The sequence below is a fragment of the Ruegeria sp. AL12 genome (assembly GCF_056540885.1).
This window is the reverse complement of the sequence record NZ_JBQFXN010000002.1, coordinates 442046-466870: the sequence shown is the minus strand read 5'-3', so window position 1 is coordinate 466870 and position 24825 is coordinate 442046. Positions and strand designations below refer to the sequence as shown.

Below are 24825 nucleotides of genomic sequence, written 5' to 3'. Positions count from 1 at the left end.
TCTCCTGAGTATTTACCTAGGGGTTCAGATATCTTGACTCGTACCCCACGGCTTCGATAATTGGAAATTTGTAATTACTATCGTTGTGATTAATTTTTCATATGAAAGCACTCACCCTCAAACACCTGCGCTATTTCGAGGCGCTCGCCACGCACGGCCACTTTGGCAAGGCCGCCGCGGCCAGTGCGATATCGCAGCCTGCGCTTTCCATACAAATCAAAGAGCTGGAGGCAATTATGGGTGGGCCGCTGGTCGAACGCGCGGCCCGGCAAACCCGCCTGACTGCACTTGGCGAAGACGTGCTGAAACATGGCCGCGAAATCCTGACCCGGGTCGAGGATTTGGGGAAATTGGTGCAATCTCCCTCGGGCCCCTTGTCCGGCCGCATCAGAATCGGGGTCATTCCCACGGTCGCACCCTATCTGCTGCCCTCGATCATCAAAGCTCTGTCGCAGCGTTTCCCACAACTGACCATCGAACCCAAGGAAACGATAACCAAGACGTTGATCGGTGAAATACTGGATTCGAAACTGGATTTCGGTGTCGTTGCCCTGCCCGTCTCGGAACCCAACCTCCGAGAGTTCTCGCTGTTCAACGAAGATTTTCTGCTGGTTCGCCCGGCGCAGGATGCCAACCTGCCGATGCCAAGTTCCTCGCAGCTGAGAACCATGCGCCTGCTGTTGCTGGAAGAGGGGCATTGCTTCAGGGATCAGGCCCTGTCCTTCTGTTCGATCCGCAACATCGAACCGCAGCACATCATGGAGGGCAGTTCGCTTTCCACACTGGTTCAGATGGTCGGCGCCGGCATCGGTGTGACCCTGATACCGGAAATGGCGGTCGGGCTGGAAACCCGATCCGCGGATGTGTCCATTGCCCGGTTTCAGGACACGCCGCCGACACGGACGATTGGTCTGATCTGGCGAAAGACCAACCCGCTCAGCGAAAACCTGTTGAAGATCGGCGCGATCATCCGCAAAACAGCCGAGGAAAACACGTGGGGCGTGAAACCGTCACAGCCCGCAACAACAGGCTGACCCGCCCGAAACGATGTTCCTCGGCACGGGGTCCAGACCCGGCGCAACCCGTCAGTCGTCACCCTTGTAATAGCCGATCACATCATTCTCGGTCGTTGCACCCAACCCGTTCAGCAACCGATTTGAATAATTGAAATAGGCGCAGACCTGATTGACCTCCAGGATCTCGCCATCCTCACAGCCAGCAATCTTGAGCGCTTCGAAGTCGGACTTGACCATTTTGCCAACATCCGTCGTCAGCTTGGCGGCATAGCGCAGCAGCGCCAGTTCCTTGCCCTCGAATTCATCCTCGGGCCGATGCGCCTTGAGCGCGACGAAAATCCGGTCACTGCGCGGCTGATCCTTAAGCAGGTTGCGCACGTTCATGAAGTGATGGGTCAGTGAATAGGTGCAATCGTTCAGGATCGAAGTATAGCTGGCGACAACTTCGAGGAACCAGAATGGCAACTGGTTGTCATCGGAATGCAGGACCGAACGGTACAGCGTCACATGCCCGTTCATCGTTTCGGGCCGCAATGAATGCACACGCATGACCGTATCCACGGTGCCATGAGGGGTGCGGGCCTTGTCCAGCAGCTCTTTCAGGCGGCCCTTGGCCTTGTCGTCCGAGATCATCTCGATCCAAGCGCTCATTGCTGTGTCTCCTGTCTTGTTCGGGCTCAGCTTATGTACAAAGCCCACAGGCATGTCAGTTAATTTTTTTCTTAAGGTGAAATTTTTTCTGGATCACGGAAACGTGAAAGATGTAAAATACCAGCGCGGGGAATTTGTTGAGGATCAACGCGAATGCACAGTCCAGATCTTATGGCAGGTGCCGAAAACCTGTTGTTCAGATGCGGCGGCCTGACGGCGGGCGACCAGTTGCTTGTGGTCTGCGAAGATGCGGCCAACGGGTATTACGATGCCGAGATCACCGAGGCTATCTTGGACTGCGCGCGACAGAACCGGATCAAGACCGCAGTTCGAACCCTCGCATTCGATCCCATGGGTTCATCGCTGCCAGCGGATCTGAAAACGGCGATGGAAGCGGCGGATCGCACCTTGTTTCTGTCCCGCTCCGGCGATCAGATTCGTTTCGACGCAGGAATGAGGGACGTTCGGCCCATCATGTCATATGCGCTGGACGCCGGAATGCTGGCCTCGGGTTTCGGGCGCGCCAACTACACCGGGTTCGTTGAATTGAAAAACGCGGTTAACCGGCTGCTGGCCAATGCCGGGCACATCCACGTAACCTGCCCACTGGGCACCGACTTCGCGGGCCCCGGCGCCGCCTTCCCCCCAGCAGGTGCCGCGGATGTCAGCGTGGCGCGTTTTCCGATGTCGGTTTTTGCCCCGGTTCCCGCGCAAGGGTTTTCCGGAGCGCTGGTTCAGGACGGGTTTCTGGTCGGCACCGGTTCGAAATTCTACGAACCATACGGCTGTGATCTGCGCGAACCGCTGACCATACGGTTCGAAAACAACCGCCTGACCGGCTTTGAGGGCCATCCCATGGATGTGCATTGCGCGCAGATGCATTACGAAAAAGTCGGCAGGATGTTCGGCCTTGACCCCCTGACCATGCACTCCTGGCACGCAGGCATCCACCCGGGCTGCGCCTACACGACCCCGGCGCGAAGCAATTTTGAACGTTGGAGCGGGTCCGCCTTTGGCAATCCACGCCTGCTGCACTTTCACACATGCGGGCATTATGCGCCGGGTGAGATTTCACTGAACGTGCTGGACCCGACGATCCGCGTGGATGGTGTTTCGATCTGGGATGCCGGTGTTCTCCGGGCCGATCTGTTGCCCGGTGGGGCTGAAATTCTCGACCGGTATCCCTGCATCAAAGCGGTGTTCGACGCCCCGGCCCGACACGTGGGCCAGGGCGCGAACGGGCGCTTGTCGGCCTGATGATCAGCCGGCCTGCTGCGCGATCAGCTTTGCAACCCGTGCGCGGAACCGCATCGCGCCTGCGTCCAGCCCGAGGTTGATATAGCCGGTCTTGCGCCGCGCCATGCCGGTTTGAACGTGTTCCAGAACCTCTTTGTCCTCGTTGAAGGCCATGACCGCGCCTTCGAACATGCGCTGCGACATGGCCGTGTCATCCGCGTGCATGTTGCGGTGCTGGAACCAGAAATACCGCGATGTTTCCGCATCGACCGGTGTGATGAAGTTGTACGAAATATTGACAAAGGCATTGGGCGAAATCGGCCGATCCGCCCCTCCTTCTCCGGCCGGAGTGTAAATGGACATGTTGATCGCAGTGGACGGCAGACGGCATTCGTAATGCTGCTTGCGGTCGCAGCTTGGCCCAAACGGCAGTATCGGCGCATAGTAGGGCGGCGCGGGTTCATCCGCGATCCAGCGCGAAACAATGACGCCGCTTTCGGTTTCTTCAAGATCCAGCGGGCGGTTGTCGGTTCCCGCCCCGGCAAACGAGGTCAGATGCACCCAGGCCACATGGCTTGGATCCAGCAGGTTGTCGATAATGTAAAGGTAATGGCACGCCATCTCCATCGCCCCGGTCCGGGTCTTGCCCCAGGACGGGTTGTCGAAATTGGGGATGTCGATGATATCGTCTGTGCTGGCTTTGTCCGGGTCCCCCATCCACAACCAAAGAAACCCCCAGCGGTCTTCGGCCGGGTATGCATGCACGGCGGCGCGGCGCGGAGGATTGTCCAGCTGTGTCGGGGCGCTGACACATTCACCGCCGCAGCCGAATGTCAGACCGTGATAGCCGCAAACCACATGATCCCCTTCGATGGTGCCCCGAGACAGCGGCAGCTTTCTATGCGGGCAAGCGTCCTCCAACGCGATTGCTTTGCCCGCTGTGTCACGATAGATTACGATATCATCGCCCAACATTCGCACGGCACTCAGGCTGCGGCCAAAATCCTCGGACCGTCCGGCGACGTACCAGCTGTTGCGAATAAACCCCTCTGCTCCGGCCAGATCAGGACGCATGTTTCTTACTCCGAAAACTCGTCAAAAGCCCTGAGCGCCTTGGCGCTGTAGGCATAGGACGGCCCGCCGCCCATATAGGTGGCCATGGCCAATGCCTCGCACATCTGAGCGCGGGTTGCGCCCAGCCGAACCAGCGAACGCACGTGGAATCCGATGCAGCTGTCGCAGCGGGTCGCGATCGCAATGCCGAGCGCCATGAACTCCTTGGTTTTCTCGCTCAGCGCCCCGTCAGTCTTGGCCGCCTTGCCCATGATGCCAAAGCCGCGCACGGTTTCCGGCACTTCTTTCGAGAAGGTTCCGATATTGGCCTCGGTCTCAGCCATGAAATCTTTCCAGTTCATTTCTTCACTCCTTATCCGCGCTCGTCCGCGCCCATGCGACGCTCCAGCCAGCGCACCCCGGCTGAGATGATCAAAACCAGGATCAGGTATTCGAAAATCAGCAGGGTGTAGATTTCCAGCGGGCGGTATTCCGTCACCACCAGTTCATTCGCCCGGCGGGTCAGTTCCTGCATCCCGATGACGCTGGCAAAGGCGCTCATCTTGACGATGTAGATGAACTGGTTTGCCAAAGGCGGCAGAATGCGCCGGATCGCCTGCGGCAGGATCACATAGCGCATGGTCTGCACATAGTTCAGCCCGATGGTCTGCGCTGCCTCGCGCTGTCCACGCGCAATGGATTGAATGCCTGCGCGATAGATCTCGGCCGTAAAGGCGCTGTCTGAAATCGCCAACGTTATGATCGCCCCCCAGAAGGGATCGATGGGGATGTTCAGACCCATCGACTGAAACATGATGGGCAAGCCGTAAAACACCCAGAACAGCATCGGCAACAGGGGAATGGCGCGGATGAACTCCACGTAAACCCGGTTCACAACCCGCCAACCACGTTTTTCGGACAATCCCGGCAGGGCGACCAGCAATCCGATGACGATCGACAGAACGGCGGCGATCAGGGAAATCTGGATCGTCGCGCCCATCCCCGAGATCAGGAATTTCACATTGGTCCAACCCGAGGCCGTCGTCGGATCGATAACGTACCAGCCCCAGGTCTGCGACGACGAACAGCCTGCCAGAAGAAGCAGAGGCAAAATGAGAAGAAGTTTTTTCATCGGCCCCTCTCAGTGTTGCAGGATCTGGGACAGGAATTTGCGACACCGATCGGACTGAGGATTGGTGAAGAAATGTTCGGGCTTGCCTTCTTCGACGATTTCACCGGCATCCATGAAGATCATCTTGTCGGCCACCTTTCGGGCAAACCCCATCTCATGCGTGACAACCACCATGGTCATCCCCTCATTGGCCAACTCGACCATCACGTCCAACACTTCCGAGATCATCTCGGGGTCCAGTGCCGAAGTCGGCTCGTCAAACAGCAGCACACGTGGCTCCATGCACAGCGACCGGGCGATGGCGACGCGTTGCTGCTGACCACCCGACAAATGAATGGGCTTTTTGTCGGCCTGATCTGGAATGTGCACCCGGTCCAGATAGTGGCGCGCTTTTTCCTCTGCCTCTTTGCGGCCGAGACCGCGCGCCTTGATCGGGCCCAAAGTCAGGTTTTCCAATACGGTCAGATGCGGGAACAGGTTGAACTGCTGGAACACCATTCCAACCTCGGACCGGATTCTGGCCACGGATTTCTCGTCATCCGTCAACTCGATCCCATCTACGCGGATGGTGCCTTTCTGATGTTTTTCCAACTGGTTGATACATCGCACAACGGTGGATTTTCCTGACCCGGAAGGCCCGCAAATCACCACCTTTTCGCCGCTGTTGACCGTCAGATTGATGTCCTTGAGAACGTGAAACGTGTCGAACCACTTGTTCACGCCCACAAGTTCGATTGCGGCGTCTGGCATAAGATGAACTGCCCCTGTTTTAGTCCCAGTATAATATTTTCTTGAGGTTATCTTTCCCTTTGGGCTTAAATCAATGAAGAATACGGCCACAAGGTCGAAACGCCACCAACGGGAGAAACCGATGAACACTTTTTGGAAAGCTGCGGCAGCCGCTGCGCTTGGACTTGTCTTGTCAGGCGCTGCGCAGGCGCAATCTGCACTGAACGAGGTGCTGGATTCCGGCGTGCTCAAGGTGGGCACCACGGGCGATTGGAATCCCATGTCGCTCCGCGACCCTGCAACCAACAGCTACAAAGGGTACGACATCGACATCATGAACGAGCTGGCCGCCGATCTGGGGGTCGAGGTCGAATATGTCCCCACCGACTGGAAAACACTGGTCAACGGTGTGGTGGCAGGCAAGTATCACCTGACCGGATCGGCATCGATTTCGCCGCCACGCATGAAGGTCGCAGGTTTTTCCGACAGCTATATTTCGGTGGAACTCTTCCCCTATACGACCAAGGACAAGGCCGACAAGTTTGACGGTTATGACTCGATCAACCAGCCCGGAGTAAAAGTCGCGACCACCCTGGGCACAACATTCGAAAAGCGTGTCCGCGAATGGTTCCCGAACGCAGATATCAAGGTGGTCGAGGCTCCGGCCCGCGGTTTTCAGGAAGTAATCGCAGGACGCGCGGATGTCTTCATTACGTCGAACATCGAAGGCTCGACCCTCGAGGCGAAATTTCCGGTGGTACGCGTGAAGAACGCAGGCCCGCGTTCGCCGTCACCCATCGCGATGATCTTGCCACAGGCCGATCAGGTGTGGATCAACTATGTAAACAACTGGATCGAAGTCAAAAAGGCGCAAGGGTTCTTCGAGGAAAATCGCAAGAAATGGGGTCTCTGACTTTTCTCGGATCACTGAAATTCCCAAACGCCCGGCCCGGTCGCCGGGCGTTTTTCAATTGTCGCCCGACACGGCCTTGGCAACCACGGTGACAAAGCTGACCGTGTCAGTTTTCAACTCCAACGGCCCATGAGTGGCGTTTGAATCAAAACTCAGGCTGTCGCCCGGCCGCATGTGATAGGCGGCTTCACCGCAGCCATAGACCATCTCGCCGGCGGTGACGTGGATGAATTCGACACCCTGATGTTGGTAAAGCGGGCGTTCGTCCAACGGACCTTCCAATGTAACGCTGAAACTCTCGAAACTGACATGTTTCGCTTCCGCCCGACCGATCAGCTTGTAACTGTGCCCGAAACCGGTGCCCAACCGTTGCACGGTTACACCTTCGCCCGCAGCCACAAATGACACATCCGTGCGTTCGACCGTACCGGCGAAGAAGTTGATCAACGGAACGCCGATTCCGCCGGCCAGGGCCTCAAGCGTCGCCAGTGAGGCTGACACCTGACCGCGCTCGATCTTGGAAATCATCGCCGTGGACACGCCGGACCGCTGAGACAATTCGGCCAGAGTCAACCCGGCCAGCGCGCGATGCGTTTTCACCGCGGACCCGACAAGGTGATCCAGCGGCGGTTTTTCGGCGGAAAGCACAGGTGAATCTTCCATTTGCGAAGCCTATCGACACGTATGAAAAAGGCAAAAGAAATGTCACCGGACCATTGGCACCAGTTCGGCGGCAAACTCTCAGCGTCCGTTCAGGATGTCTCCTGTAAGATCATTCAACTTTGCCAACCCGTTGCGCAGATGATCTTCGGGCAGGGCCGAGCTGAACCGAAAATGGTTCTCGACCCCGAACCGCGACCCCGGAATGACCAGCACGTCTTTTTCGCGCAACAGGCGCATGCTGAACGCCTCGGATGCGATCGGTAGATTGAACCGCACGAACGACATGGCCGACGCCTGAGGTGGTACAACGGAAAACACCCCCTGATGCCGCGCCAGTTCTTCCGTCAGAACGTCAAACCCCGTGCGGATCAGACGGCGCGCGCGGGCCTTCAACTTGGACCGTGCCGGTTCGGCAAGCGCCTTGTCCGCCAGTTCCATCGACAACATGGATGCCGCGATCGAGGCATATTCGTGCCGCCGCCAGCAGTGCTGAATGATGTCTTCGGGCCCAACCAGCCATCCCAGCCTCAGCCCCGGAAGCCCATAAGCCTTGGACATGGAGTTCACCACAAGAACCTTGTCCGTACTTCCCCAGAACGAAGGCGTTTCGGTGTCACCTTCGCGCTCGGTTCCGGCATAAACCTCGTCTGAAACGATCCAGGCACCAACGCGCTCGGCAGCCGATACGATACGGGCGCGATCCTCTTCGGTCAGAATACGGCCCGTTGGATTGTTCGGGTTCACCACATGGATGATGCGGGTTCTGTCATCGACCGCCCTCTCCAGCGCCTCTGCGTCTATGCCCCACCCTGCGGATTCGATCAGATCGACCCAACGCACTTCGTTGCCCAGATTGGCGGCGTTTCCTGAAATCTGTTCATAGGTCGGTCGGAAACACACAACATTGTCGCCGGGCTCCAACAAGGTGTTGGCCACCAGCGTGTTCGCTTCGGTTGCCCCGACCGTGACCAATACCCCATCTGCCGAGGCCCCTGGATACAAGCCTGCGATGGTGTTGCGCAGGGATTGCTTTCCATTGACTTGCGGATAGTCGATCATCGTTGTCAGCAGAGCGTCGAGATCAATCCCGGCCAGCTCTACCAATCCCTGCAGCGACATGGGATGAACGCCGCTTTCCGAGAAATTGAAGGCCACCCCGTGTTCCGTTTCGGACAGGAACTGTTCGACCCGAAATGGTTGAAAATTTCGGTTGATCATGATGCATCCTTTGCTCGGGCGTGCTGCGCACCTGACAGCCTCAATCGGCTGCGTTTACATGAACCGTTCTGATACTGGGATCGACGCGGCTGTAGGCGGCCAGCAATCGTGCCGTCCATTTCTGTGCAATGTAATCCGCCATGAACCGCGAGGGTGCAACCAGAATGACGCGCCCCCCTGCCCTTTCCGACTCGGACAGATGCTGGAACCAACTCGCCCACAGCTCGGGATCGCGCCCGTGAAGGATTGACTGCACCTGCGACCAGACATCCTCGGGCTTGGCTTCGGGGGTGTTGATTTCAGGCCCCGGGGATTTTGCTGCGAAAGGCACGACATTTGTAACGGGCTCGGAATCCTCGCTCATCCGGGCCTGGAAATCGGAGCCTATGATCGGCCAGACCTCCTGCGTATCGATCATGATCTGTTTGAGGTCGATTTCATAGACCGCGACCCGGCCCCGTGCAGCAGGCCGTTTGACCGTTACCCAACCTAATGCGCGAAATCTGGCCATTTCGCGCTTTACAGTCCTTTCGTTCACTGACCAAAGGCGCGAAATTTCTTCGCGTCCAATCGATAATTCGTTGTTTCGCCAGTTATATCGTGTCGTAATCAATGAGATGACACGCAGTACGCTGCGTTGCCGATGCTTGTCGCCTGACAACGCATATATGGTGAGCGCAGAAAGTATATCATATTTCAAGGCCGCCGCATTTCGCCCGACCGGTTTAGCCAGCTGCATACCCGTTCTCACCGCTCTATCTGCCTCAGACGGGTGTGTCCCGCCGATCTAGCGCTGTTTGCCAACGCTTTTCGTCATCGTGGCCTAATTAGCGTCCAAAGCTTCGATTCTGTCAAGAAGAGTCTGAAACAGGTCAGAAAATTGCGCCAATCCAGATCAAAAAATAAAAGAAATCTGGTGAAGTATTGGTGAAGGGGGACGTTCAGGATGACCCCTTATTGGCTTGTTATGTCCCCCCATATATCGCCGGTCCAGTAAGAATGCCCCCCTAAATACGGTTGAGGGCGTGTTGCGAATCATCACCCTTCAACTTCTGCGCTGCCGAATCGGCGATGCCCTTGCAGGGCCTTGTTTTCTTACCCGTGGGTAAGATTTGAGTTTCATCATATTTTCTTTTGCGTAAAGCGCAAATCGGGCGTAAATAGGAAACGAGCAGAAATTTACGTTCCAAACAAAGAGACATGAGGCATGTACACGCACGAAGACCTGAATGCATTGCGCAATCAATCTCTCAAACTCCAGGGGTGGATTCGTCAGCAGACCTTTAGCCCCGAGATGGAGAAGACACTCCGCCGGTTTTCGAGCTGGGAAGTGTCCGAGCTGATCTTCCGGGTCAACCAGTCAACCTTTCGCGGAAAGCTGGCCGCTGATCCGTCTCTGCCCGGAGGCGAGGTTGAGCCCGAGGGGCGGCAGCGCTGGTTCAGCCTGGAGGAGGTGAATGAGTTGCGGCGGCGGCTCAAGGTGAATCGTAAATCCCTCATGCCACCGCGTCCCGAGGGCAAGCGGGCCATTCGCGCGGCCGTAGCGAACTTCAAGGGCGGGGCGGGCAAGTCAACGGTGGCGTTGCATCTTGCGCATGCTGCCGCGCTTGATGGGTACCGTGTTCTTGTCGTTGACTTCGACCCGCAGGCCACGCTGAGCCATTCAATGGGCCTGACCGATGTCGCCGAGGATTACACTGTCTGGGGGATCATGGCGCGTGACCTGATCCGCGAGACCGAGCGCATGAACAACCGGCCCGCCGCGGCCGAGTCCGGCACCGCCCTGCCCCGCCGGGAACTGCCCCCGGCGATCACGGATATGGGGCTTGGAGATCTGCGGATCAGCGATTTCATCAGGCGGACGTCCTGGTCCACCATCGATGCGATCCCATCCTGTGCGAACGCGGCCTTCGTCGAATTTGCCTCGGCACAGTATCGCCACCTGAACCCTGAATGGTCTTTCTTTGCCGCAGTGTCCCGGTATCTGGATCAAATCCCTGACGACGCCTATGACCTGATCCTGTTCGATTGCCCGCCGGCCATTGGGTATCAGTCCATGAACGCGGTGTTCGCGGCGGACATGTTGTACATTCCGTCTGGCCCCGGGTACTGGGAATATGACTCGACCACGTCTTTTATCGGTCAGCTGGCAGAAGCTTTGGAGGACCTGGCCTACGGGTTCGACAAAACCTTACCCACGGGTAAGATCGGTCTTCCCAAAACCTTCTGCGAACTGCGGTTCCTGCTTACAAGGTACGAGCCCGGAAACGCGTTGCATCTGGCGATGTTCGACGCGTTCCAGAAAGTCTTCGGAGACCACGTCGCCCAGCACCCTGTTGAAATGACCCGCGCGGTCGAGCAATCCGGCCGCTTTCTGAGCTCGGTGTACGAAATGGATTATCGCGAAATGACCCGCGAAACCTGGCGTCGGGCCCGTTCGACGTTCGACAATGTTTACGAGGAATTCCGAGGTGTGATGCTGTCTGCCTGGGACAAGCTGGAGGATGACGCATGAGCCGCAAGCGCAGAATGTTTGATATCGACCTGCCCGCAATGGATGACATTCCTGTCGGCAAGGTTCCGGACAAGGTTCTTGAAAAGCGGCGGGGCCCGATGGCTGCGGCCATTTCGGAAAATGCCGATGCGCTGCGCGACCAGCAATCGACGGAAGAAACCATTCGCGCAGAAAACGATCGTCTTGCGCATGAACTCGTGCGCCTGCGGTCCGAAGGTCTGGTGACCGAACGCGTAGCATTGGCTGACATTCTGTTTGAAAAGCTGACGCGGGATCGCAAACCAGGGCCGGATCCGGAACTGGACGAGCTAAAAGCGTCAATTCAGGAAATCGGATTGTCCAACCCCATTCGACTTGAGCGTCGCTCAGACGGACGATTTGAACTGATCCAGGGGATGCGGCGCCTGTCTGCCTATCGGGCCTTGTATGAGGAAACGGGCGATGAGTCTTATGCCAGAATTCCAGCGGGTATTTCAGAGGCGGGCGATCTCGACAGCAGCTACCGGCGCATGGTTGATGAGAACCTGATCCGCAAGGATATCTCGTTTGCGGAAATGGGGGCTCTGGCGCGCGCGTATGCCGAAGACCCGGCAAATGATTGCCCGGATGTAGACAAGGCGGTTTCCACTCTGTTCAAATCCGCCAGTTACACAAAGCGGAGTTACATTAGGTCATTTGCCAGTTTGCTGATGATGTTGGACAAGGTTCTGAAACATCCGAACGACATTCCGCGCAACGTAGGCGTAGAGCTGAAGCGCAAGCTGGATGCAACGCCCGGTTTGGTGCGCCAGGTGAGTGCCGCGGTCATGAGCGAGCCGGACCGTGACGGAGCGCGTGAGGTTGCTATCCTCAGGTCATTTCTGGGCGCGCCGGAAACAAGCGTGGCGAAGAAGACTCCGGTTGAAAGCGCCGATAAACCACGACGTGCAAAGACCACGTTTCAGGTGTCAGGACGGGCAGGGATCGCCAAGTGCTCGGCATCCAGTGGTCGAATTGAGTTGAGATATGATTTGGACTTTACGCGTGTTGATCGCAGCAAACTTGAGGCGGCAATAGCTGCTTTCATCGATGCTCTTCCCGAAGAAGACGATCTTACCCACGGGTAAGGTTTGGTTTGAAGGCCCGAGAAAAGGCGCCGGTTGAATCCGGCGCCTTTGTCTTGTCGCTAATGCCTGGGCGTTCTCAGCAAGGGAATACTGCCCATAATTTTTTTGCCTTGAAATCGTGTCCCTTGATCGATGCCGCCGCAGCTTGAGACGGGGCTTGTGGCTTCGATCATTGACGTTGGTTCAGGAACGGTCAGTTTCACGGAGTGTTGTCGGGGCCTAAAACCACGGGGTCTTGTTCGGGTTCGCACGTTTAGATCACGGAAGGGCGCCCGATACCTGCTCGAGATTTCGGCATGCAACATGTGACAGGGTCATAAGGTGATATGACGGCTACTCACTGCACACAATCTCGGCTAGAACAATTATATATGATAAGAAAAATTATCAAATGTTATAGTGAAATCGTGCTGTGGAAAAGTAAGGATCAAAAATCCAAAATTATGCGCACAAGCGGAGAGGCGGCCTGAAAACACCAGCGGTTGGCAATGCTTTGCTGCTCTACAGTGTAATAAAGAAATCCGACTTCATTCTTCCCTATGTTTGACATGCTTTCGACCCACCACCTGACCGCGATGATACGGTGGCGGTTTAACCGTGAGTGAGTGTTTTCAGTACGTTCTGCACTCGGGGGCTGGTTCCCCCGAGTGGCATTCAACCGACCGTGAGTGTGGTTTCATGGAGTTCAATAGTTACTCTGGCCAGGCCAGTTGTGCGCCTCGTACACAGTTCGCAATTGGCCTGTGATCGATCTCAGACAACCGGACCCTCTCAAGTCGCGGCATGAACACGGATGTGACGACCGCGGGTCAATCTCGTGATGGTTGTAGAGATCACAAATGGTTCCCGTCTGGCCAAAACGCTCGGCACCGAGCCAGATCGTATGGTCTCCAGCCACACCCCCAGCCATGCGAGGGAGGCCGGGTACCCATCAATGGCAGCGACGATCTTGCAGTGCGACGGTAATTCGCCCATCAGGGTTTCGATGTGTGACTGGGCAAGAGAATTTCCTAGCGAACGGGCCCGCCGTGCGGCAGTCCAATCAGCATTAAGCCGTTCAGCTGACGCCGGTTTTATCGCAAACTCTGTCTCCACCTGTCAGCTTGAACGAAGTTCTGTTAACGCGGGCTAGAATATGACAGGAGCCAATCGCGACGATCTCTTTCAAGGGCGCATTTCCGAAAGACGTCATCTTGTACTCGGATTTCGTCTTCCTTCGATACAGTGTGTCGTGCCGTGACCTGGAAGAAATCATGGCGGAATTCGGCGTTAATCTGGATCATGCAACACTGAACCGTTGGGTCACAAAATACGCTAGTGCAATTGCCGATGTCGCGTGCAGGCGAAAGGGGCCGTGCGACTGTTCCATGAGAATGGAAGAGACTTGCATCAAGGTAAAAGGAGCGTAGGTCTGTCACTATCGCGCTGTCGACAGGAACGGAAAGACACTTGATTTCATGCTTTCGCAGCGTCGAAACAAACCCGCCGCCGCCACATTTTTCGCGTAGCTGCTGGAGGTCAACGACCACCCGAGAAAGATTGTCATCGACAAAAACGGAGCTAACACGGCTGGCATCAAATCCATAAACAAGATGCTGAAAGGCTTTGGCTGCCCGATACCAATCGAGATGGTCAGACGGAAGTATCTAAATAACATCTTGGAAAAGGGCCATAGCTGCATCAAGAGACGAACACCGCCTATGTTGGGGTTCAAGGCCTTCGCTTCAGCGGCGGCTACATTGGACGGGATCGAAGTGGCGCATATTATCCGCAAAGGCCAACTCACGCCTGGGGTTTGCCCGTTTCGCCAGTTTGCAGAACTGGCGGCATAAGCCGCGGGTTCGGTTTCAACTCTTCGGTCAATAAAGCACTTTGCAACAGATCCGTTTCGTACTGTTGCGGAGACGACGCTGAGGCGCTTCGGCACCCTTATATTATGCGCACGCCCGGTCGCAGCTTGGTATACCTGACATCCTTGAGCTGACACGGAAACTGCCCCCGTACGGCACATTTCAAGACTTTTTGCGCGATGGGTTCAAAGTCGGCGCGGAAGTGGGTTGTGCTTTTGACACATAGTATCCGAGCGTCTGCCGGCTCCAGATTGAACAAACGTATTTGCGCCAGATCCAGACATTGATTTCGAATGCTGGTGACTAGGACATGGATTTGCGTTCCAATCAGCTGTAAGGCGGCCGACGGACCCATCGTAGCAACGCCGCCGCCATACATTTCGCCCGAATAACGACATCGGCCATCGCTTAGGTGATGCACGCGCACCTTTGAGGCCAAAGGAACGTCGCCGGGACCTCGACCACCAATCTCGGCTTCGAGTTCCGCGCCTTCGCCCAATTCGTGGGCCTTTGCCGCCAGTTGCGGGTCGTTCAGCAACCCGAGAATGGCTGAGGGGGCGTTTTGTTGCATCAACTCACGTAGCAACCCTGTCGTGTCGGCCGACGCTCCAGCCCCCGGATTGTCCTGCACATCAGCGATTACTACAGGCCCTTTGCCATTTGCATGCCGTGCAGTTTCAACAGCATCTTTCGGACAAAGCAGAGACGTATCGAACTGCGTTTCCGCCGCTTGCAGCTTTGCGAATATCTGCGCGGCCATTGCATCGGCATCGGATTGTGACTCGCCGTAAGCCAGGACAGATGGTCCACAATCGGCCGTATCCGCTGCAGTAAACCCAACGGCGAGTTCAACCAGGCGCGCGTTTGGCCCGTCGAAGACATCCAACGCGGCGTACAGCGTTTTGGCGGGGGCGACTTCGGTATACTGGCTGTGCAGCGGGATCAGATATTCCCCCTGCCGCCACGCTTTTGCGGGCGGGCCATTTGTGCAGATTTCGCGCATCATTCGAAAGGCCCGCGCGCCTGTTTCTGCCATGTCGAGGTGCGGATAAGTGCGGAAAATGGTCATCGCGTCCGACAGATCCACCATCTGCCTCGAGATATTGGCATGCATATCGAGGCTTGCAACAAGCGGCAGGTCCGGACCGATGACCTGTCTGATCCGCGACAACAGCTCTCCCTCCCCATCATCCAAAGATTCTGTGACCATGGCCCCATGCAGGTCCAGGTAGACCCCATCAAGCTGCGTCATGTTCGCAAGCGCATTGGTGATGCGTCCGGCAATAGTATCAAAGGCGTGATCCGCAACCTTGCCACACGGTTCAGCAGCGCACCACAGGATGGGTTGTAATTCGACCCCATCCGCCAAGGCAGTTTTTGCGAAACCGGCTATGGGCAGGTTCATACCTTGGGTTATCTTCAGAACGTCTTGGCCCCAAAGCAATTCCGGCCAGCTGTCTGCCTGCTCAAAATCGCTCAGTTGCGTTGGAGTGGCGACGAAGGTATTGGTTTCGTGTTGAAATCCTGCGATAGCAATTCTCATCTGACCCTTCAGCCGCTTATTGCTGCACCAATTCGGCGGTCAAAATCTCACGCAGTTTTGCCGCTACGATTTCTGGTTTGTGGCGGGTCATCGAAACATGACCCAGGCCAGGAATCTCATGGAACACGCCGTTCGGCGCAAGATCAGAAACCACCTTGCACATGACCGGAGCGGTTTGAACATCCTCGGAAAAGGCGATGACATGCATCGGGACCGGGCAGGTTTTCAACCCTTCACGACAGTCGAATTTCAAACAGGCTTCCCACTGATCAATTGTTGCCTGCGGGTCGCGATTACGAAAACGCTCGGTGTAGGATGCTTTGAGCTGCTCCCAAAGCTCAGGCTCGTGCAACGCTTTGGCCGGAAAGGCGTAAACGGCGTAGTGCGGGGCCAGGAAATAATCAGGCAGAGTGATGCCGTCCTTGCGCAAGTCGATCTCGGCCTGCATCCAGTCGCGAGTGAACCCGTCGATATAGGCCGAGGTGCCCATCGGAATTGCCAGCCGCACCTTTTCCGGGAAGTCGATTGCGGTTTGCTGCGTGACCAGCCCGCCCAGTGACAACCCGCAGACAGTGGCCTGACCACCAGCGAAAGCATCAATCACCGCAGCGCAATCGGCCGCGTAATCCTGCATCGACCAGGGCGGAGGGGGCGAGTGGGTGTCACCCGCGCCGCGTGGATCATAAGTGATGCATTTAAAGTGATCTGACAGGCACGAGAATTGTTCGGAATAAGCCTCAGCCGTCTGATCTCCGCCGGGGACGAACACGACCGGAGGCCCTTCGCCTTCAACGACGACTCGCATGGTGACGCCGCCCATGGTCAATTGATGTGTTTCTGATTTTGGACCAAATTCGGGGAAGACTGACATTGGAAGGCTCCTGTGGCCGCAAGGATGCGCTACATTCCGTTGCGGGGAATGATGTGCGTCTTTTCTTCTTCGAAAATGAGTTCATCACCTGACCAGGCTTTTAGGCGTGAGGTCAGGTGAAACTCGGTTGCCGTTGCCCGTTGCTCGGAATAGGTCCAGATTTTCGCGGACCAGTCGTCCCGATCGAAACCGGCCGTTTGCTCCATTGTGGCGACGGCAGACAAGGGATCGCCGGGGTGGATCGTGTAGCGCCGGTCGGACACATCGCTGAGCACCGTTCCGATGTCGTCAAGACGGAAATCGCCGACCGGACCAAACACACCGCCATCCAGAAAGAACCGGTGGGTCACTTCGCCATTCGTCAGATCAGTGTGGACCGAGCGTTCCATTGAGCCATTGCGAACATGGGTTTTTCGCGGGGCTGCGTTTGGGGGCTCCGGTTCCGGCAGCGGACGCGGCTCGGCGCTGCCGTCAGGCTGGACTCTGATCGGCAAGGTCAGCCGGGACATGCCGGACTTGATCATGAGTGTCACCGGCTGTGGCGCGGGCCACAGAACAGGCCAATAGGCTGAGGCGATTTGCAGTGTGATGCGGTGGCCTTCGGGAACATGATAGCCGGTTCCGTACAAGGGAACCGTAACGGTCATGTCTTCGCCGGGCGTGATCAGCGTAGGTTGGGTATCGCTGTCGCGGTGGTTGAGATTGCAAAATCCCCGCGCGATCAGCGTTTGCGCGCCGTCCGGAGCCTCATCCACCAGCAGCACGGCGACATAGGCTTGCGTCTGATCCGCCGACACCGTCAGGTCAACGCTGGGCTGACCCAACAAGTCCAGCGGTTCGGTCAGGGGTGACCCCTTGAACTGTAATGCCCCCCCAGCGTCGATCCGGCAATCCGCTGCCATATCGCCGGGAATGGCAAAAGAGCACATATCGCCCGCAGCGGCACCGAAGCTCTGTGGCGAGCATATGGACATCGCAGACCCTGACCGTGCCGTTTCGCCCAGAGTTTGGTCATTCAGCCAGAACGTTTGCTCGGCGATATTGGGCGACGGCCAAGACGGTTCTTCGACCCAGCGCCCCGTGCGTTGCAGATGGGTCCCCGAAGGCGCCGCGCTGTCCTGCAAGAAAAACCGCAATGGGGGTTCATCCATTAACCCCGTGTCGATCCCTTTCAGCCAATGATCCCAGAAACGGATTAACTCGCCAACAAAATCGGCCTTGGGGCCGGGCACCCCTTCATGTGGGTAAAGATGCGCCCAAGGTCCCATCAGGATTTTGACTGGTCCGCCGAGGTGTTCTGCAATGCGGAAGGGCGTGTCCCGATACAAATCCATCCAGCCGCCAAAGAAGTAGACCGGTACCTGTAGGTCAGAGTAATTCTCGCAGATCGAACCACGTCGCCACATCTCGTCGTGGGTTTGGTGCTCCAGCCACATGGCGGGCCAGAATTCAGCGCCTTCCAAACGTTCGCGCCACATGTCGAGCCAGCGATCACCTCCGACAATTTCGGGGTCCGGCGGCATAGCGTTGTAGAGCTGCATGATTGAGCCCCACCAGAAATTGTCATTCGCCAAACAGCCGCCGTAGAAGTGAATATCCTCGCGCCATCGGTCATCCGTGCCCATCACCGGAGCGATTGCCTTAAGGGCCGGGGGCCGGGTCGCCGCAACTTGGAACGCGTTATACGCCCCCCAACTTTTGCCGAACATGCCGACATTTCCGTCGCACCAGTCCTGATCGGCTATCCATTGGACAATGTCATGGCCGTCCTGGATTTCCTGGTGGGAATACTCGTCCTCGGACACGCCTTCACTGTCGCCATACCCTCTTATGTCGACACGGATTGAGGCGTACCCGGCGGCTGCGAAATGCGGGTGCATGCTTTCATCGCGCATACGCGTGCGATCCCGACGCCGGTAGGGGATGTACTCAAGGATACAGGGCATCGGTGAAGTTCTGGCTGTTTCGGGCAGCCAGAGCCGGGCAGCAAGCTTGGTTCCGTCAGGCATTGGAATCCAAACGGTTTCAATGACCTCGATATCGTTCATGACGCTGCCTTTTCTGCTAGTTCCGGCGGGCGGGCGCCGGGTTCCAAAGGGAAATGACAGGCGACAGCGCGCCCGTTTGCAACCTGCCGCTCCGGCGCATCCACACTGCAACGCGATTGCGCCCATGGGCAGCGGGTGTGGAACTCGCATCCCGATGGGCGGGCCAGCAACGAGGGGACTTCGGCCGGCAGCGTGATCCGGTCATGTGTCTTATCCGGGTCGGGCTCGGGGTTGGCTGACAGAAGCGCCGCCGTATAGGGGTGTTGAGGCGCACTGAACACCTGTTCGGTGTCTCCGGCCTCGACAAAGCGGCCCAGATACATGACTGCGGTTCTGTCCGCCACATGATGCACCACATGCAGGTTATGGGTGATGATCACCATCGCCAGACCCAGCCGTTCGCGCAGATCATTCAGCAGGTTCAAAACTTCACCCTGCACCGACACATCCAGGCCCGCAGTGGGTTCATCCGCGATGATCAGCGCCGGGTCCAGCGCAATGGCGCGCGCGACGCCGACACGTCGGGCCTGTCCACCCGACAGCTGATGCGGGAAACGCGACGCGAAGCTGGTCGGCAAACCCACTAGTGTCAGCAGGCGGTCAGCTTCTTCCCGCAGATTGCGCCCCTCTATACCGTGAATTCGGAAAGGTTCAGTCACCAGATCGCCGACGGTCATGCGGGGCGAGAGGGAGCCTACCGGGTCCTGAAACATCATCGACATGCGTTTGCGAACGGGCTTCATCGCCTTTCGGTCCAACTCGTCGATGCGCTGGTCCTCAAAAGTGATGGCGCCGGCGCTAATCTCCTGCAAACCGTTCACGGCCCGCGCAAGCGTTGTTTTGCCAGAACCGCTTTCGCCGACCAGGGCAAAAGTCTCGCCGCGGTTGACCTCAAAACTCACCCCAGCCACACCCAGGATCGCGCTGCGGCGTCCCAGTCCGCCGACCGGAAACGAGACCTGAACATCTTCGACCTTGAGAATCGGATCGCTGCTCATGCTGTCACTCCGGTTTCTGCTGGTGAGTCTGCGACAAAGCAGCGGGCGATATGGCCTTCCCCGATGTCCTTGTCGGGTGGCGGGGCGGAACACGCGTCGCTTACCCGGTCACAGCGGTTGGCAAAGATGCAGCCCGCGGGCCGCGCGCGCAGGTCGGGAATTTCTCCGGGGATCGTCGGCAAGTGCCGCGTGCGTTCGCTTTGCCGCGCTGGGTCGCATTCCAGCAGCCGCGCTGTGTAGGGGTGGCGTGGACCCTGGAATATCTGACGGACGGTACCGCGTTCGACCACTTCCCCGGCGTACATCACCACGACATCGTCACAAAGCTCGGCGATGACACCCAGATGGTGCGAGATGAACATGACTGAACAGCCGATCTTTTGCTGAAGGTCCTTGAGAAGTTCGATTGTCGTAACCTCAAGCGTCGCATCCAGCGCCGTTGTGGGTTCGTCCGCGATCAGCAGAGCGGGCTCCATCATCAAGGCCATGGCGATGGCGATGCGTTGCTTCATCCCTCCCGAGAACTGGTGCGGATACCGCGCCAGCGCCGCACGGGCATCGGGGATGCGCACCAATTCCAGCATCTCGACCGCGCGGCTTAGCTTTTCGTCCTTGGAAAGGGGTGAGCGATACTGAATGTTCAGCATCTGTTTGCCGACCGAGATCACAGGGTTCAGCGCGCCCATCGGGTCCTGAAACACGGTTGCGATGCGCGGGCCACGCAGGTCCCGCATGCGCGACGGGGGCAGGGTGGTCAGCTCATCCTGCCCCTCAAACAGGATCGATCCGCTGTCGATGCTGCCATTGTCGGCCAGCAATCCAAGAATGGCGTTGATCAGGGTGGATTTCCCACAGCCAGATTCGCCCACGATACCGACAATCCGGTTTTCGGGCACATCGAAGCTGACGTTTTTCAACGCGTGCAGCGGCCCGGCCTCGGTCGAGAAGCTGACGTTCAGATTTTCTATGCGCAGCGTGGTCATCAGCGTCCTTTCAGCCGGGGATCGAATACGTCCCGCAGCGTCTCGCCCAAAAAGGTAAAGCCCAGCGTTGTGATGATGATCGGCACGCCGCCAGCAATCGCGATCCAGGCAGTATCGCGGATATTGGTGAATCCGTCATTCAGGATCGAGCCCCAGCTTGGGGTCGGGGGGCGCACTCCGAGGCCCAGAAAACTCATCCCTGCTTCGATGCCGATGACGACCGGAATGTCCATCGATGCGAGGATAACCAGCGGACCGATGACGTTCGGCAGAATGTGCACCCGCAGGATACGCGCCGAAGAAGCGCCCATGCTTTGCGCCGCCGTGACATATTCTGACGTCTTCAACGCGATAGTCTGAGTGCGAATGATCCGCGCGTAACCCGGCACGGTGACCAGAACAACGACGACCATAACGGCGGTCAGCGACGGCCCCATAAGCGTGACCAGCGCAAGGGCCAGCATCACGGTCGGAAAGCTTTTCATTGCGTCGAACAAAAGGATCATCAGATTGTCCAGCCAACGCGGCCCATAACCCGCGATCAAGCCCAGAACGATGCCAATCACCAGCGACACAGCGGTCGAGACCAAAGCCACAAAAAGCGCAATCCGTCCGCCATGCAGCACCCGGGCAAACAGGTCTCGGCCCAGCTGATCGGTGCCCATCAGATGCTGCGCACTTGGGCCTTGGAACCGGTCACGCGGGTTGATTTTCGTCGGGTCCCAGCTGGTGAGAAAATCGGCAAACACGGCGCCAAAGATGACAAACAGCACAAGGAAAAGTCCCAGCGCGCCCAGCGGTTCACGCAGGATTTTGCGGATCGGGCGCCACAGCTCGGCCATGCGCCCGGGGGCGGGGTTAGAAACTGCTTCTGACACGGGGATCCAAAGCTCCGATGATGAGGTCTGCCAACAGATTGAGCAGAACGAACAGGACAGTCGTGATCAGAACGGTTCCTGTCACGATGGGGAAGTTGCGGGTCAGGATGGCGTCATAGACCAGCTTGCCAACGCCGGGGCGGGCAAAGACGATCTCGGCAAAGACAGCCGATGAGAGCATCTGACCGATGCCCACGCCCAGCAACGTGACCGTGGGCAGGATCGCAATCGACAGGGCGTAGCGGTAGGTGATCGTTCGATCCGGCAGGCCAAAGGCGCGGGCGGTGCGGATATGGCTGGCCTCAAGCACTTCGAGCATAGAGGCGCGCACCATGCGGGCAATATAGCCGACCCAGCCCAGACCAACCGCCAGCGAAGGCAGGACCAGGTGCGTGAGTTGATCGCCGAGATTGCCGGGTTCGCCTGCGCCAATGGCGGGCAGCCAGCGCAATTCAACGGCAAAGATCAGCAGCGCATAGATCGCGATCACGAACGAGGGCACGGCAATCACTGCAACAGACAGGATGCCAACGATCCGGTCGGCCCAGCTGCCGCGGCTGACCGCCGCCCAGCAACCCAGCGGAATACCAAGCGCAACCGACCACGTGATACCGCCGACGATCAAGGCCAGCGTATAGGGCAGTTGTTCGAACACGACCGTAGTGACTGGACGGCCCGATAGAACCTCATCCCCTAAATCACCTGTCCAGGCTCCGATGTAAAAGTTCCAGAACTGAACCAGAACCGGCTGGTTCAGCCCCATTTTTTCGCGCAGGGCGGCGCGCATTTCCTCGGTTGCCCGAGGCCCCAGCGCAACCGAGGCCGGGTCGCCGGGGATCAGGTAAATCATGCAAAACAGCAGGAACATGGCGACCGAAACGATCGCGGCAGCCAGCCCAAGCCGTTTGAAAAAATAGCTCAGCATACGCGCCCCCCAAAAGGCCGTGCGGGCGGCGGCCATACGCCGCCCGTTTGCGTGGATCAGGCGGGTTTGAACAGCGGCAGCAGCGGCTCGCCATTCGGCTTCAGGCCCGGATTGACCGTATCCTTGTGGATCAGGCCGACCACTTCGTGCGTCAGGAAGACATAGCAGCCACTTTCATCCATGAGACCTTGCATCTTCTTGTAGATCTCATCGCGCTTGGCCGGATCGCTTTCGACCAGACCTTCGTCGTGCAGCGCCTTGTATTCCGCGTTGTTGAACCGTTCCCAGTTCCAGACGCCAACCTGTTCCGGCGTGAACCAGACCGTCGCCCAGCTTGGGTCAGGGTTCATCGAAAACCGGCTGAGCACCAACTGAAGATCCATGAAATAGTCGCCGTCCTTGGAACCAAGCGTCCAGAACGTCCCACTGTCATTTTGCTTGATCTCGCAGGTGATCCCCACATCGGCCAGATTGGCCTGTATGACCTGAGCCGCCGTCAGGCGTTCGGACTGGTTCAGGATGTCGAGCGTGACGGTCATGCCTTCCGCACCCGCTTCGGCCAGCAGTTCGCGCGCTTTATCGGGGTCGTAGTCGTATGTCACGCTATCCCGGCTGCCCGGCAGGCCAGGGGCGATGATACCGTTGCCTACGGCCGCTGCGCCGAAATAGGCCGCGTCAACCACAGTCTGCCGGTCAATCGCGTGCTGAATGGCACGGCGGATGCGAACGTCTTTCAGTGCTTCGTTGTCCTGATTCATTCCCAGCCAGACATAGGCCAGCGAGGGTTTTTCCTCGACAACCGATCCCGCCGGCGGGTTTTCCTTAAGCCGCGGCAGAGAGGATACCGAAGTCCAGGTGTAGTCCAGATCACCAGCTTCAAAACCCAGCTCGGCTGTCGAGGGGTCCTCAATGGGTAGGATGTGGATTTCCTCATACCCACCAGGTTCATAAGCCCAATCCGGGTTGCGCTTTAGAACGGTTTTCTGCTTGGGAACCCATTCGGTCAGAATGTACTGGCCGGATTGCGCCACAGGCTCTGACCCGATCTTTCCGCCGATTTCCTCGACCGCTTTGCGCGAAACGATACAGGAGGCGGGGGTCGGCAGCGTGGTTGTCCACAGCGGCACGAATTTGTTTTTCAGATGAATCAAGCCCGAAAGGGTGTCTTTTACTTCGACCTCTTTCAGCGCGCTCCAGTCACCCGCATAGGGGCTTTCATTCGCTGGGTCAGCGATACGCTCGATCGAGAACTTCACGTCATCGGCGGTCATCTGACCAAAACCATCCGTGAACCCGATCTTGTCACGCAGTTTGAAGGCGATGGTCAGATCGTCCAGCTGTTCGATGCTTTCAACAGCAACGGGCCGCCAGTTCCACTCATCGCCCTGTTGGTTTGAGACCAGCGGGGCATAGATCGACCGCATGATGTCGGCCTCGGGCAGAGCCAGCCAGAAGGCCGGGTCCAGCACTTGCAAATCGCTATAGGAGCGGATGGTCAGAACTGAGCCATCTGCACTAACTGCCATATGGGGAAATGCGAGGCTGGCCGCGCCCAATGCACCGGCACCGGCCAGAACGGAGCGTCGGGAAACGTCCCCTTTGAAAATCGAACTCATTTGCTTACTCCCTGTTTGTCTTCGTATCCGGGCATCTGTCCGGTTTGGTTGCTTGCGGGCAGGCGTGCCCGCGACTTCAGGTGCCAGCAGGCGTTATCCGTTCTTTTTCTTGTGTGACTGTGGCAGTTGCTCATCAGCGCCGAGCGCTGAGAATCTTGGAATGATCACGGGTGAGTTCACCCAGATCATGCGCGCAGGTTGATTGGATACGTTGCGCAGGACGTGAAGAATGTCTCCGGGAAAGCTGAAACTGTCACCGGTGCGCAAGGTTACGGTTTCGTCCTCGAGCACCAGTTCCAGCTCACCGTCCAGAATGACCCCGTGCATCTCGCCATCGCGCGAGAAATATTGGTCTACGACCTGTTCGGAATAGGGGCGGTAGTCCGAGACGCCCATACAAAACCCACCGCCGATGGAGCTGGACAGTAACTGATCGGCATAACCGGATTGCTCGGCCGGTTCGTCATACAGCATGTTCAGGTTTCGTCGGTTGGACTGGCGCACGACATAGGCGCGCTCCAACGGGCCAGAGCCGGGGCGGTGGTTGAAAAACCATTCCTCAGGAACGCCAAGAGCATCGGCAATGCGCGAGATCTTGTTGAGAGACGCGCTGACGGTTCCGCGCTCGATCGCGCTGAGATGGCTGATCGAAACACCGCTGCTGGTCGCAAGCTCGGCCAGGGTCATCTGGCGCGCTTTGCGCAGCTGGCGCACCTCGGCACCGAAGGCTGCAAGGCCCTCTTCGCTGGCGGTGCGGGTTTGTTTTTTCGATTTGCCCTGGCTCACGAATCCTCCCTACGCTCGCTGGGTATGTCGGAAATCCTACGTTTGTTTTTCTTCTCCGCAAGAAAAATTATTCAAAATTCCTGTATTGGCGCTGC

The 24825-nt window shown here is 57.6% G+C and carries 22 protein-coding genes and 1 pseudogene; 6 read left to right on the top strand and 17 right to left on the bottom strand.

What is annotated here, in order from left to right:
• The first annotated feature begins 101 nt into the window (after positions 1 to 101).
• On the top strand, positions 102 to 1034 hold the full coding sequence (locus ACR0C6_RS09995; protein ID WP_171363267.1) for a hydrogen peroxide-inducible genes activator: 933 nt from the start codon (positions 102 to 104) through the stop codon (positions 1032 to 1034).
• Positions 1035 to 1085: 51 nt separating this feature from the next.
• On the opposite strand, the gene ACR0C6_RS09990 is transcribed toward ACR0C6_RS09995, so the two are convergent.
• Positions 1086 to 1667, bottom strand: coding sequence for a carboxymuconolactone decarboxylase family protein (locus ACR0C6_RS09990; RefSeq protein WP_480619077.1), 582 nt, complete (start codon positions 1665 to 1667; stop codon positions 1086 to 1088).
• A 153-nt stretch (positions 1668 to 1820) separates the two neighbouring features.
• Here ACR0C6_RS09990 and ACR0C6_RS09985 point away from each other — a divergent pair, with 153 nt between their 5' ends.
• Entirely contained in the window at positions 1821 to 2924 is a 1104-nt protein-coding gene (locus tag ACR0C6_RS09985) for a hypothetical protein (RefSeq protein WP_171229340.1), read from the top strand.
• A 3-nt stretch (positions 2925 to 2927) separates the two neighbouring features.
• Here ACR0C6_RS09985 and ACR0C6_RS09980 read toward each other — a convergent pair whose 3' ends face one another.
• From ACR0C6_RS09980 to ACR0C6_RS09965, 4 genes are read right to left on the bottom strand one after another with little or no spacing between them, the layout of a single operon-like run.
• Positions 2928 to 3977 carry an aromatic ring-hydroxylating dioxygenase subunit alpha gene (locus ACR0C6_RS09980; RefSeq protein WP_480619075.1) on the bottom strand — a complete coding sequence of 350 codons (1050 nt, stop codon included), beginning with the start codon at positions 3975 to 3977 and terminating at the stop codon, positions 2928 to 2930.
• 5 nt (positions 3978 to 3982) lie between these two features.
• A complete protein-coding gene (locus ACR0C6_RS09975; RefSeq protein WP_171118220.1) occupies positions 3983 to 4318 on the bottom strand; it encodes a carboxymuconolactone decarboxylase family protein in 336 nt (111 codons plus the stop codon).
• Between the two features lie 11 nt (positions 4319 to 4329).
• Positions 4330 to 5088, bottom strand: a complete 759-nt coding sequence (locus tag ACR0C6_RS09970; RefSeq protein WP_480446878.1) for an amino acid ABC transporter permease — start codon at positions 5086 to 5088, stop codon at positions 4330 to 4332.
• A 9-nt stretch (positions 5089 to 5097) separates the two neighbouring features.
• Positions 5098 to 5838, bottom strand: coding sequence for an amino acid ABC transporter ATP-binding protein (locus ACR0C6_RS09965; protein ID WP_171118224.1), 741 nt, complete (start codon positions 5836 to 5838; stop codon positions 5098 to 5100).
• 121 nt (positions 5839 to 5959) lie between these two features.
• Here ACR0C6_RS09965 and ACR0C6_RS09960 point away from each other — a divergent pair, with 121 nt between their 5' ends.
• Positions 5960 to 6730, top strand: coding sequence for a transporter substrate-binding domain-containing protein (locus ACR0C6_RS09960; protein ID WP_170345137.1), 771 nt, complete (start codon positions 5960 to 5962; stop codon positions 6728 to 6730).
• Positions 6731 to 6784: 54 nt separating this feature from the next.
• On the opposite strand, the gene ACR0C6_RS09955 is transcribed toward ACR0C6_RS09960, so the two are convergent.
• The 3 genes from ACR0C6_RS09955 to ACR0C6_RS09945 form a co-directional block, all read right to left on the bottom strand.
• Positions 6785 to 7393 carry a helix-turn-helix domain-containing protein gene (locus ACR0C6_RS09955; protein WP_171118228.1) on the bottom strand — a complete coding sequence of 203 codons (609 nt, stop codon included), beginning with the start codon at positions 7391 to 7393 and terminating at the stop codon, positions 6785 to 6787.
• 78 nt (positions 7394 to 7471) lie between these two features.
• Positions 7472 to 8611 carry an aminotransferase class I/II-fold pyridoxal phosphate-dependent enzyme gene (locus tag ACR0C6_RS09950; protein ID WP_480619072.1) on the bottom strand — a complete coding sequence of 380 codons (1140 nt, stop codon included), beginning with the start codon at positions 8609 to 8611 and terminating at the stop codon, positions 7472 to 7474.
• 40 nt (positions 8612 to 8651) lie between these two features.
• Positions 8652 to 9122 (bottom strand): DnaA N-terminal domain-containing protein, encoded by a 471-nt coding sequence (locus ACR0C6_RS09945; RefSeq protein WP_253283585.1) that lies wholly within the window; start codon positions 9120 to 9122, stop codon positions 8652 to 8654.
• A gap of 696 nt (positions 9123 to 9818) precedes the next feature.
• Here ACR0C6_RS09945 and ACR0C6_RS09940 point away from each other — a divergent pair.
• The 3 genes and pseudogenes from ACR0C6_RS09940 to ACR0C6_RS09930 all read left to right on the top strand — a co-directional run bounded on the left by ACR0C6_RS09940 (position 9819) and on the right by ACR0C6_RS09930 (position 14064).
• Positions 9819 to 11126, top strand: coding sequence for an AAA family ATPase (locus ACR0C6_RS09940; RefSeq protein WP_171118234.1), 1308 nt, complete (start codon positions 9819 to 9821; stop codon positions 11124 to 11126).
• Positions 11123 to 12232 carry a ParB/RepB/Spo0J family partition protein gene (locus ACR0C6_RS09935; protein WP_480446875.1) on the top strand — a complete coding sequence of 370 codons (1110 nt, stop codon included), beginning with the start codon at positions 11123 to 11125 and terminating at the stop codon, positions 12230 to 12232. Before ACR0C6_RS09940 ends, ACR0C6_RS09935 begins: the two co-directional genes overlap by 4 nt.
• 1148 nt (positions 12233 to 13380) lie before the next feature.
• A pseudogene (locus ACR0C6_RS09930) lies at positions 13381 to 14064 on the top strand (IS6 family transposase).
• 97 nt (positions 14065 to 14161) lie between these two features.
• Here ACR0C6_RS09930 and ACR0C6_RS09925 read toward each other — a convergent pair.
• The 9 genes from ACR0C6_RS09925 to ACR0C6_RS09885 all read right to left on the bottom strand — a co-directional run bounded on the left by ACR0C6_RS09925 (position 14162) and on the right by ACR0C6_RS09885 (position 24730).
• Entirely contained in the window at positions 14162 to 15625 is a 1464-nt protein-coding gene (locus ACR0C6_RS09925) for a M81 family metallopeptidase (protein WP_480619070.1), read from the bottom strand.
• Between the two features lie 16 nt (positions 15626 to 15641).
• Positions 15642 to 16496, bottom strand: a complete 855-nt coding sequence (locus tag ACR0C6_RS09920) for an alpha/beta fold hydrolase (protein ID WP_171229331.1) — start codon at positions 16494 to 16496, stop codon at positions 15642 to 15644.
• 29 nt (positions 16497 to 16525) lie between these two features.
• Entirely contained in the window at positions 16526 to 18544 is a 2019-nt protein-coding gene (locus tag ACR0C6_RS09915; protein WP_480619068.1) for a CocE/NonD family hydrolase, read from the bottom strand.
• Positions 18541 to 19542 (bottom strand): ABC transporter ATP-binding protein, encoded by a 1002-nt coding sequence (locus ACR0C6_RS09910; protein ID WP_171205890.1) that lies wholly within the window; start codon positions 19540 to 19542, stop codon positions 18541 to 18543. The genes ACR0C6_RS09915 and ACR0C6_RS09910 overlap by 4 nt, the downstream gene beginning before the upstream one ends.
• Positions 19539 to 20525 (bottom strand): ABC transporter ATP-binding protein, encoded by a 987-nt coding sequence (locus ACR0C6_RS09905; protein WP_480619066.1) that lies wholly within the window; start codon positions 20523 to 20525, stop codon positions 19539 to 19541. Before ACR0C6_RS09905 ends, ACR0C6_RS09910 begins: the two co-directional genes overlap by 4 nt.
• Positions 20525 to 21403, bottom strand: coding sequence for an ABC transporter permease (locus tag ACR0C6_RS09900; protein WP_367396971.1), 879 nt, complete (start codon positions 21401 to 21403; stop codon positions 20525 to 20527). The genes ACR0C6_RS09905 and ACR0C6_RS09900 overlap by 1 nt, the downstream gene beginning before the upstream one ends.
• On the bottom strand, positions 21384 to 22328 hold the full coding sequence (locus tag ACR0C6_RS09895) for an ABC transporter permease (RefSeq protein ID WP_171118247.1): 945 nt from the start codon (positions 22326 to 22328) through the stop codon (positions 21384 to 21386). The genes ACR0C6_RS09900 and ACR0C6_RS09895 overlap by 20 nt, the downstream gene beginning before the upstream one ends.
• Before the next feature lie 56 nt (positions 22329 to 22384).
• Positions 22385 to 23944 carry an ABC transporter substrate-binding protein gene (locus ACR0C6_RS09890; protein ID WP_480619064.1) on the bottom strand — a complete coding sequence of 520 codons (1560 nt, stop codon included), beginning with the start codon at positions 23942 to 23944 and terminating at the stop codon, positions 22385 to 22387.
• Between the two features lie 93 nt (positions 23945 to 24037).
• Entirely contained in the window at positions 24038 to 24730 is a 693-nt protein-coding gene (locus ACR0C6_RS09885) for a helix-turn-helix domain-containing protein (protein WP_171170118.1), read from the bottom strand.
• Positions 24731 to 24825: the final 95 nt, after the last annotated feature.

Excerpts from the sequence above, each read along its gene's own strand:
- ACR0C6_RS09995 (WP_171363267.1), top strand. The coding sequence starts at position 102 with ATGAAAGCACTCACCCTCAAACACCTGCGCTATTTCGAGGCGCTCGCC.
- ACR0C6_RS09990 (WP_480619077.1), bottom strand. The coding sequence starts at position 1,667 with ATGAGCGCTTGGATCGAGATGATCTCGGACGACAAGGCCAAGGGCCGC.
- ACR0C6_RS09985 (WP_171229340.1), top strand. The coding sequence starts at position 1,821 with ATGCACAGTCCAGATCTTATGGCAGGTGCCGAAAACCTGTTGTTCAGA.
- ACR0C6_RS09980 (WP_480619075.1), bottom strand. The coding sequence starts at position 3,977 with ATGCGTCCTGATCTGGCCGGAGCAGAGGGGTTTATTCGCAACAGCTGG.
- ACR0C6_RS09975 (WP_171118220.1), bottom strand. The coding sequence starts at position 4,318 with ATGAACTGGAAAGATTTCATGGCTGAGACCGAGGCCAATATCGGAACC.
- ACR0C6_RS09970 (WP_480446878.1), bottom strand. The coding sequence starts at position 5,088 with ATGAAAAAACTTCTTCTCATTTTGCCTCTGCTTCTTCTGGCAGGCTGT.
- ACR0C6_RS09965 (WP_171118224.1), bottom strand. The coding sequence starts at position 5,838 with ATGCCAGACGCCGCAATCGAACTTGTGGGCGTGAACAAGTGGTTCGAC.
- ACR0C6_RS09960 (WP_170345137.1), top strand. The coding sequence starts at position 5,960 with ATGAACACTTTTTGGAAAGCTGCGGCAGCCGCTGCGCTTGGACTTGTC.
- ACR0C6_RS09955 (WP_171118228.1), bottom strand. The coding sequence starts at position 7,393 with ATGGAAGATTCACCTGTGCTTTCCGCCGAAAAACCGCCGCTGGATCAC.
- ACR0C6_RS09950 (WP_480619072.1), bottom strand. The coding sequence starts at position 8,611 with ATGATCAACCGAAATTTTCAACCATTTCGGGTCGAACAGTTCCTGTCC.
- ACR0C6_RS09945 (WP_253283585.1), bottom strand. The coding sequence starts at position 9,122 with ATGGCCAGATTTCGCGCATTAGGTTGGGTAACGGTCAAACGGCCTGCT.
- ACR0C6_RS09940 (WP_171118234.1), top strand. The coding sequence starts at position 9,819 with ATGTACACGCACGAAGACCTGAATGCATTGCGCAATCAATCTCTCAAA.
- ACR0C6_RS09935 (WP_480446875.1), top strand. The coding sequence starts at position 11,123 with ATGAGCCGCAAGCGCAGAATGTTTGATATCGACCTGCCCGCAATGGAT.
- ACR0C6_RS09925 (WP_480619070.1), bottom strand. The coding sequence starts at position 15,625 with ATGAGAATTGCTATCGCAGGATTTCAACACGAAACCAATACCTTCGTC.
- ACR0C6_RS09920 (WP_171229331.1), bottom strand. The coding sequence starts at position 16,496 with ATGTCAGTCTTCCCCGAATTTGGTCCAAAATCAGAAACACATCAATTG.
- ACR0C6_RS09915 (WP_480619068.1), bottom strand. The coding sequence starts at position 18,544 with ATGAACGATATCGAGGTCATTGAAACCGTTTGGATTCCAATGCCTGAC.
- ACR0C6_RS09910 (WP_171205890.1), bottom strand. The coding sequence starts at position 19,542 with ATGAGCAGCGATCCGATTCTCAAGGTCGAAGATGTTCAGGTCTCGTTT.
- ACR0C6_RS09905 (WP_480619066.1), bottom strand. The coding sequence starts at position 20,525 with ATGACCACGCTGCGCATAGAAAATCTGAACGTCAGCTTCTCGACCGAG.
- ACR0C6_RS09895 (WP_171118247.1), bottom strand. The coding sequence starts at position 22,328 with ATGCTGAGCTATTTTTTCAAACGGCTTGGGCTGGCTGCCGCGATCGTT.
- ACR0C6_RS09890 (WP_480619064.1), bottom strand. The coding sequence starts at position 23,944 with ATGAGTTCGATTTTCAAAGGGGACGTTTCCCGACGCTCCGTTCTGGCC.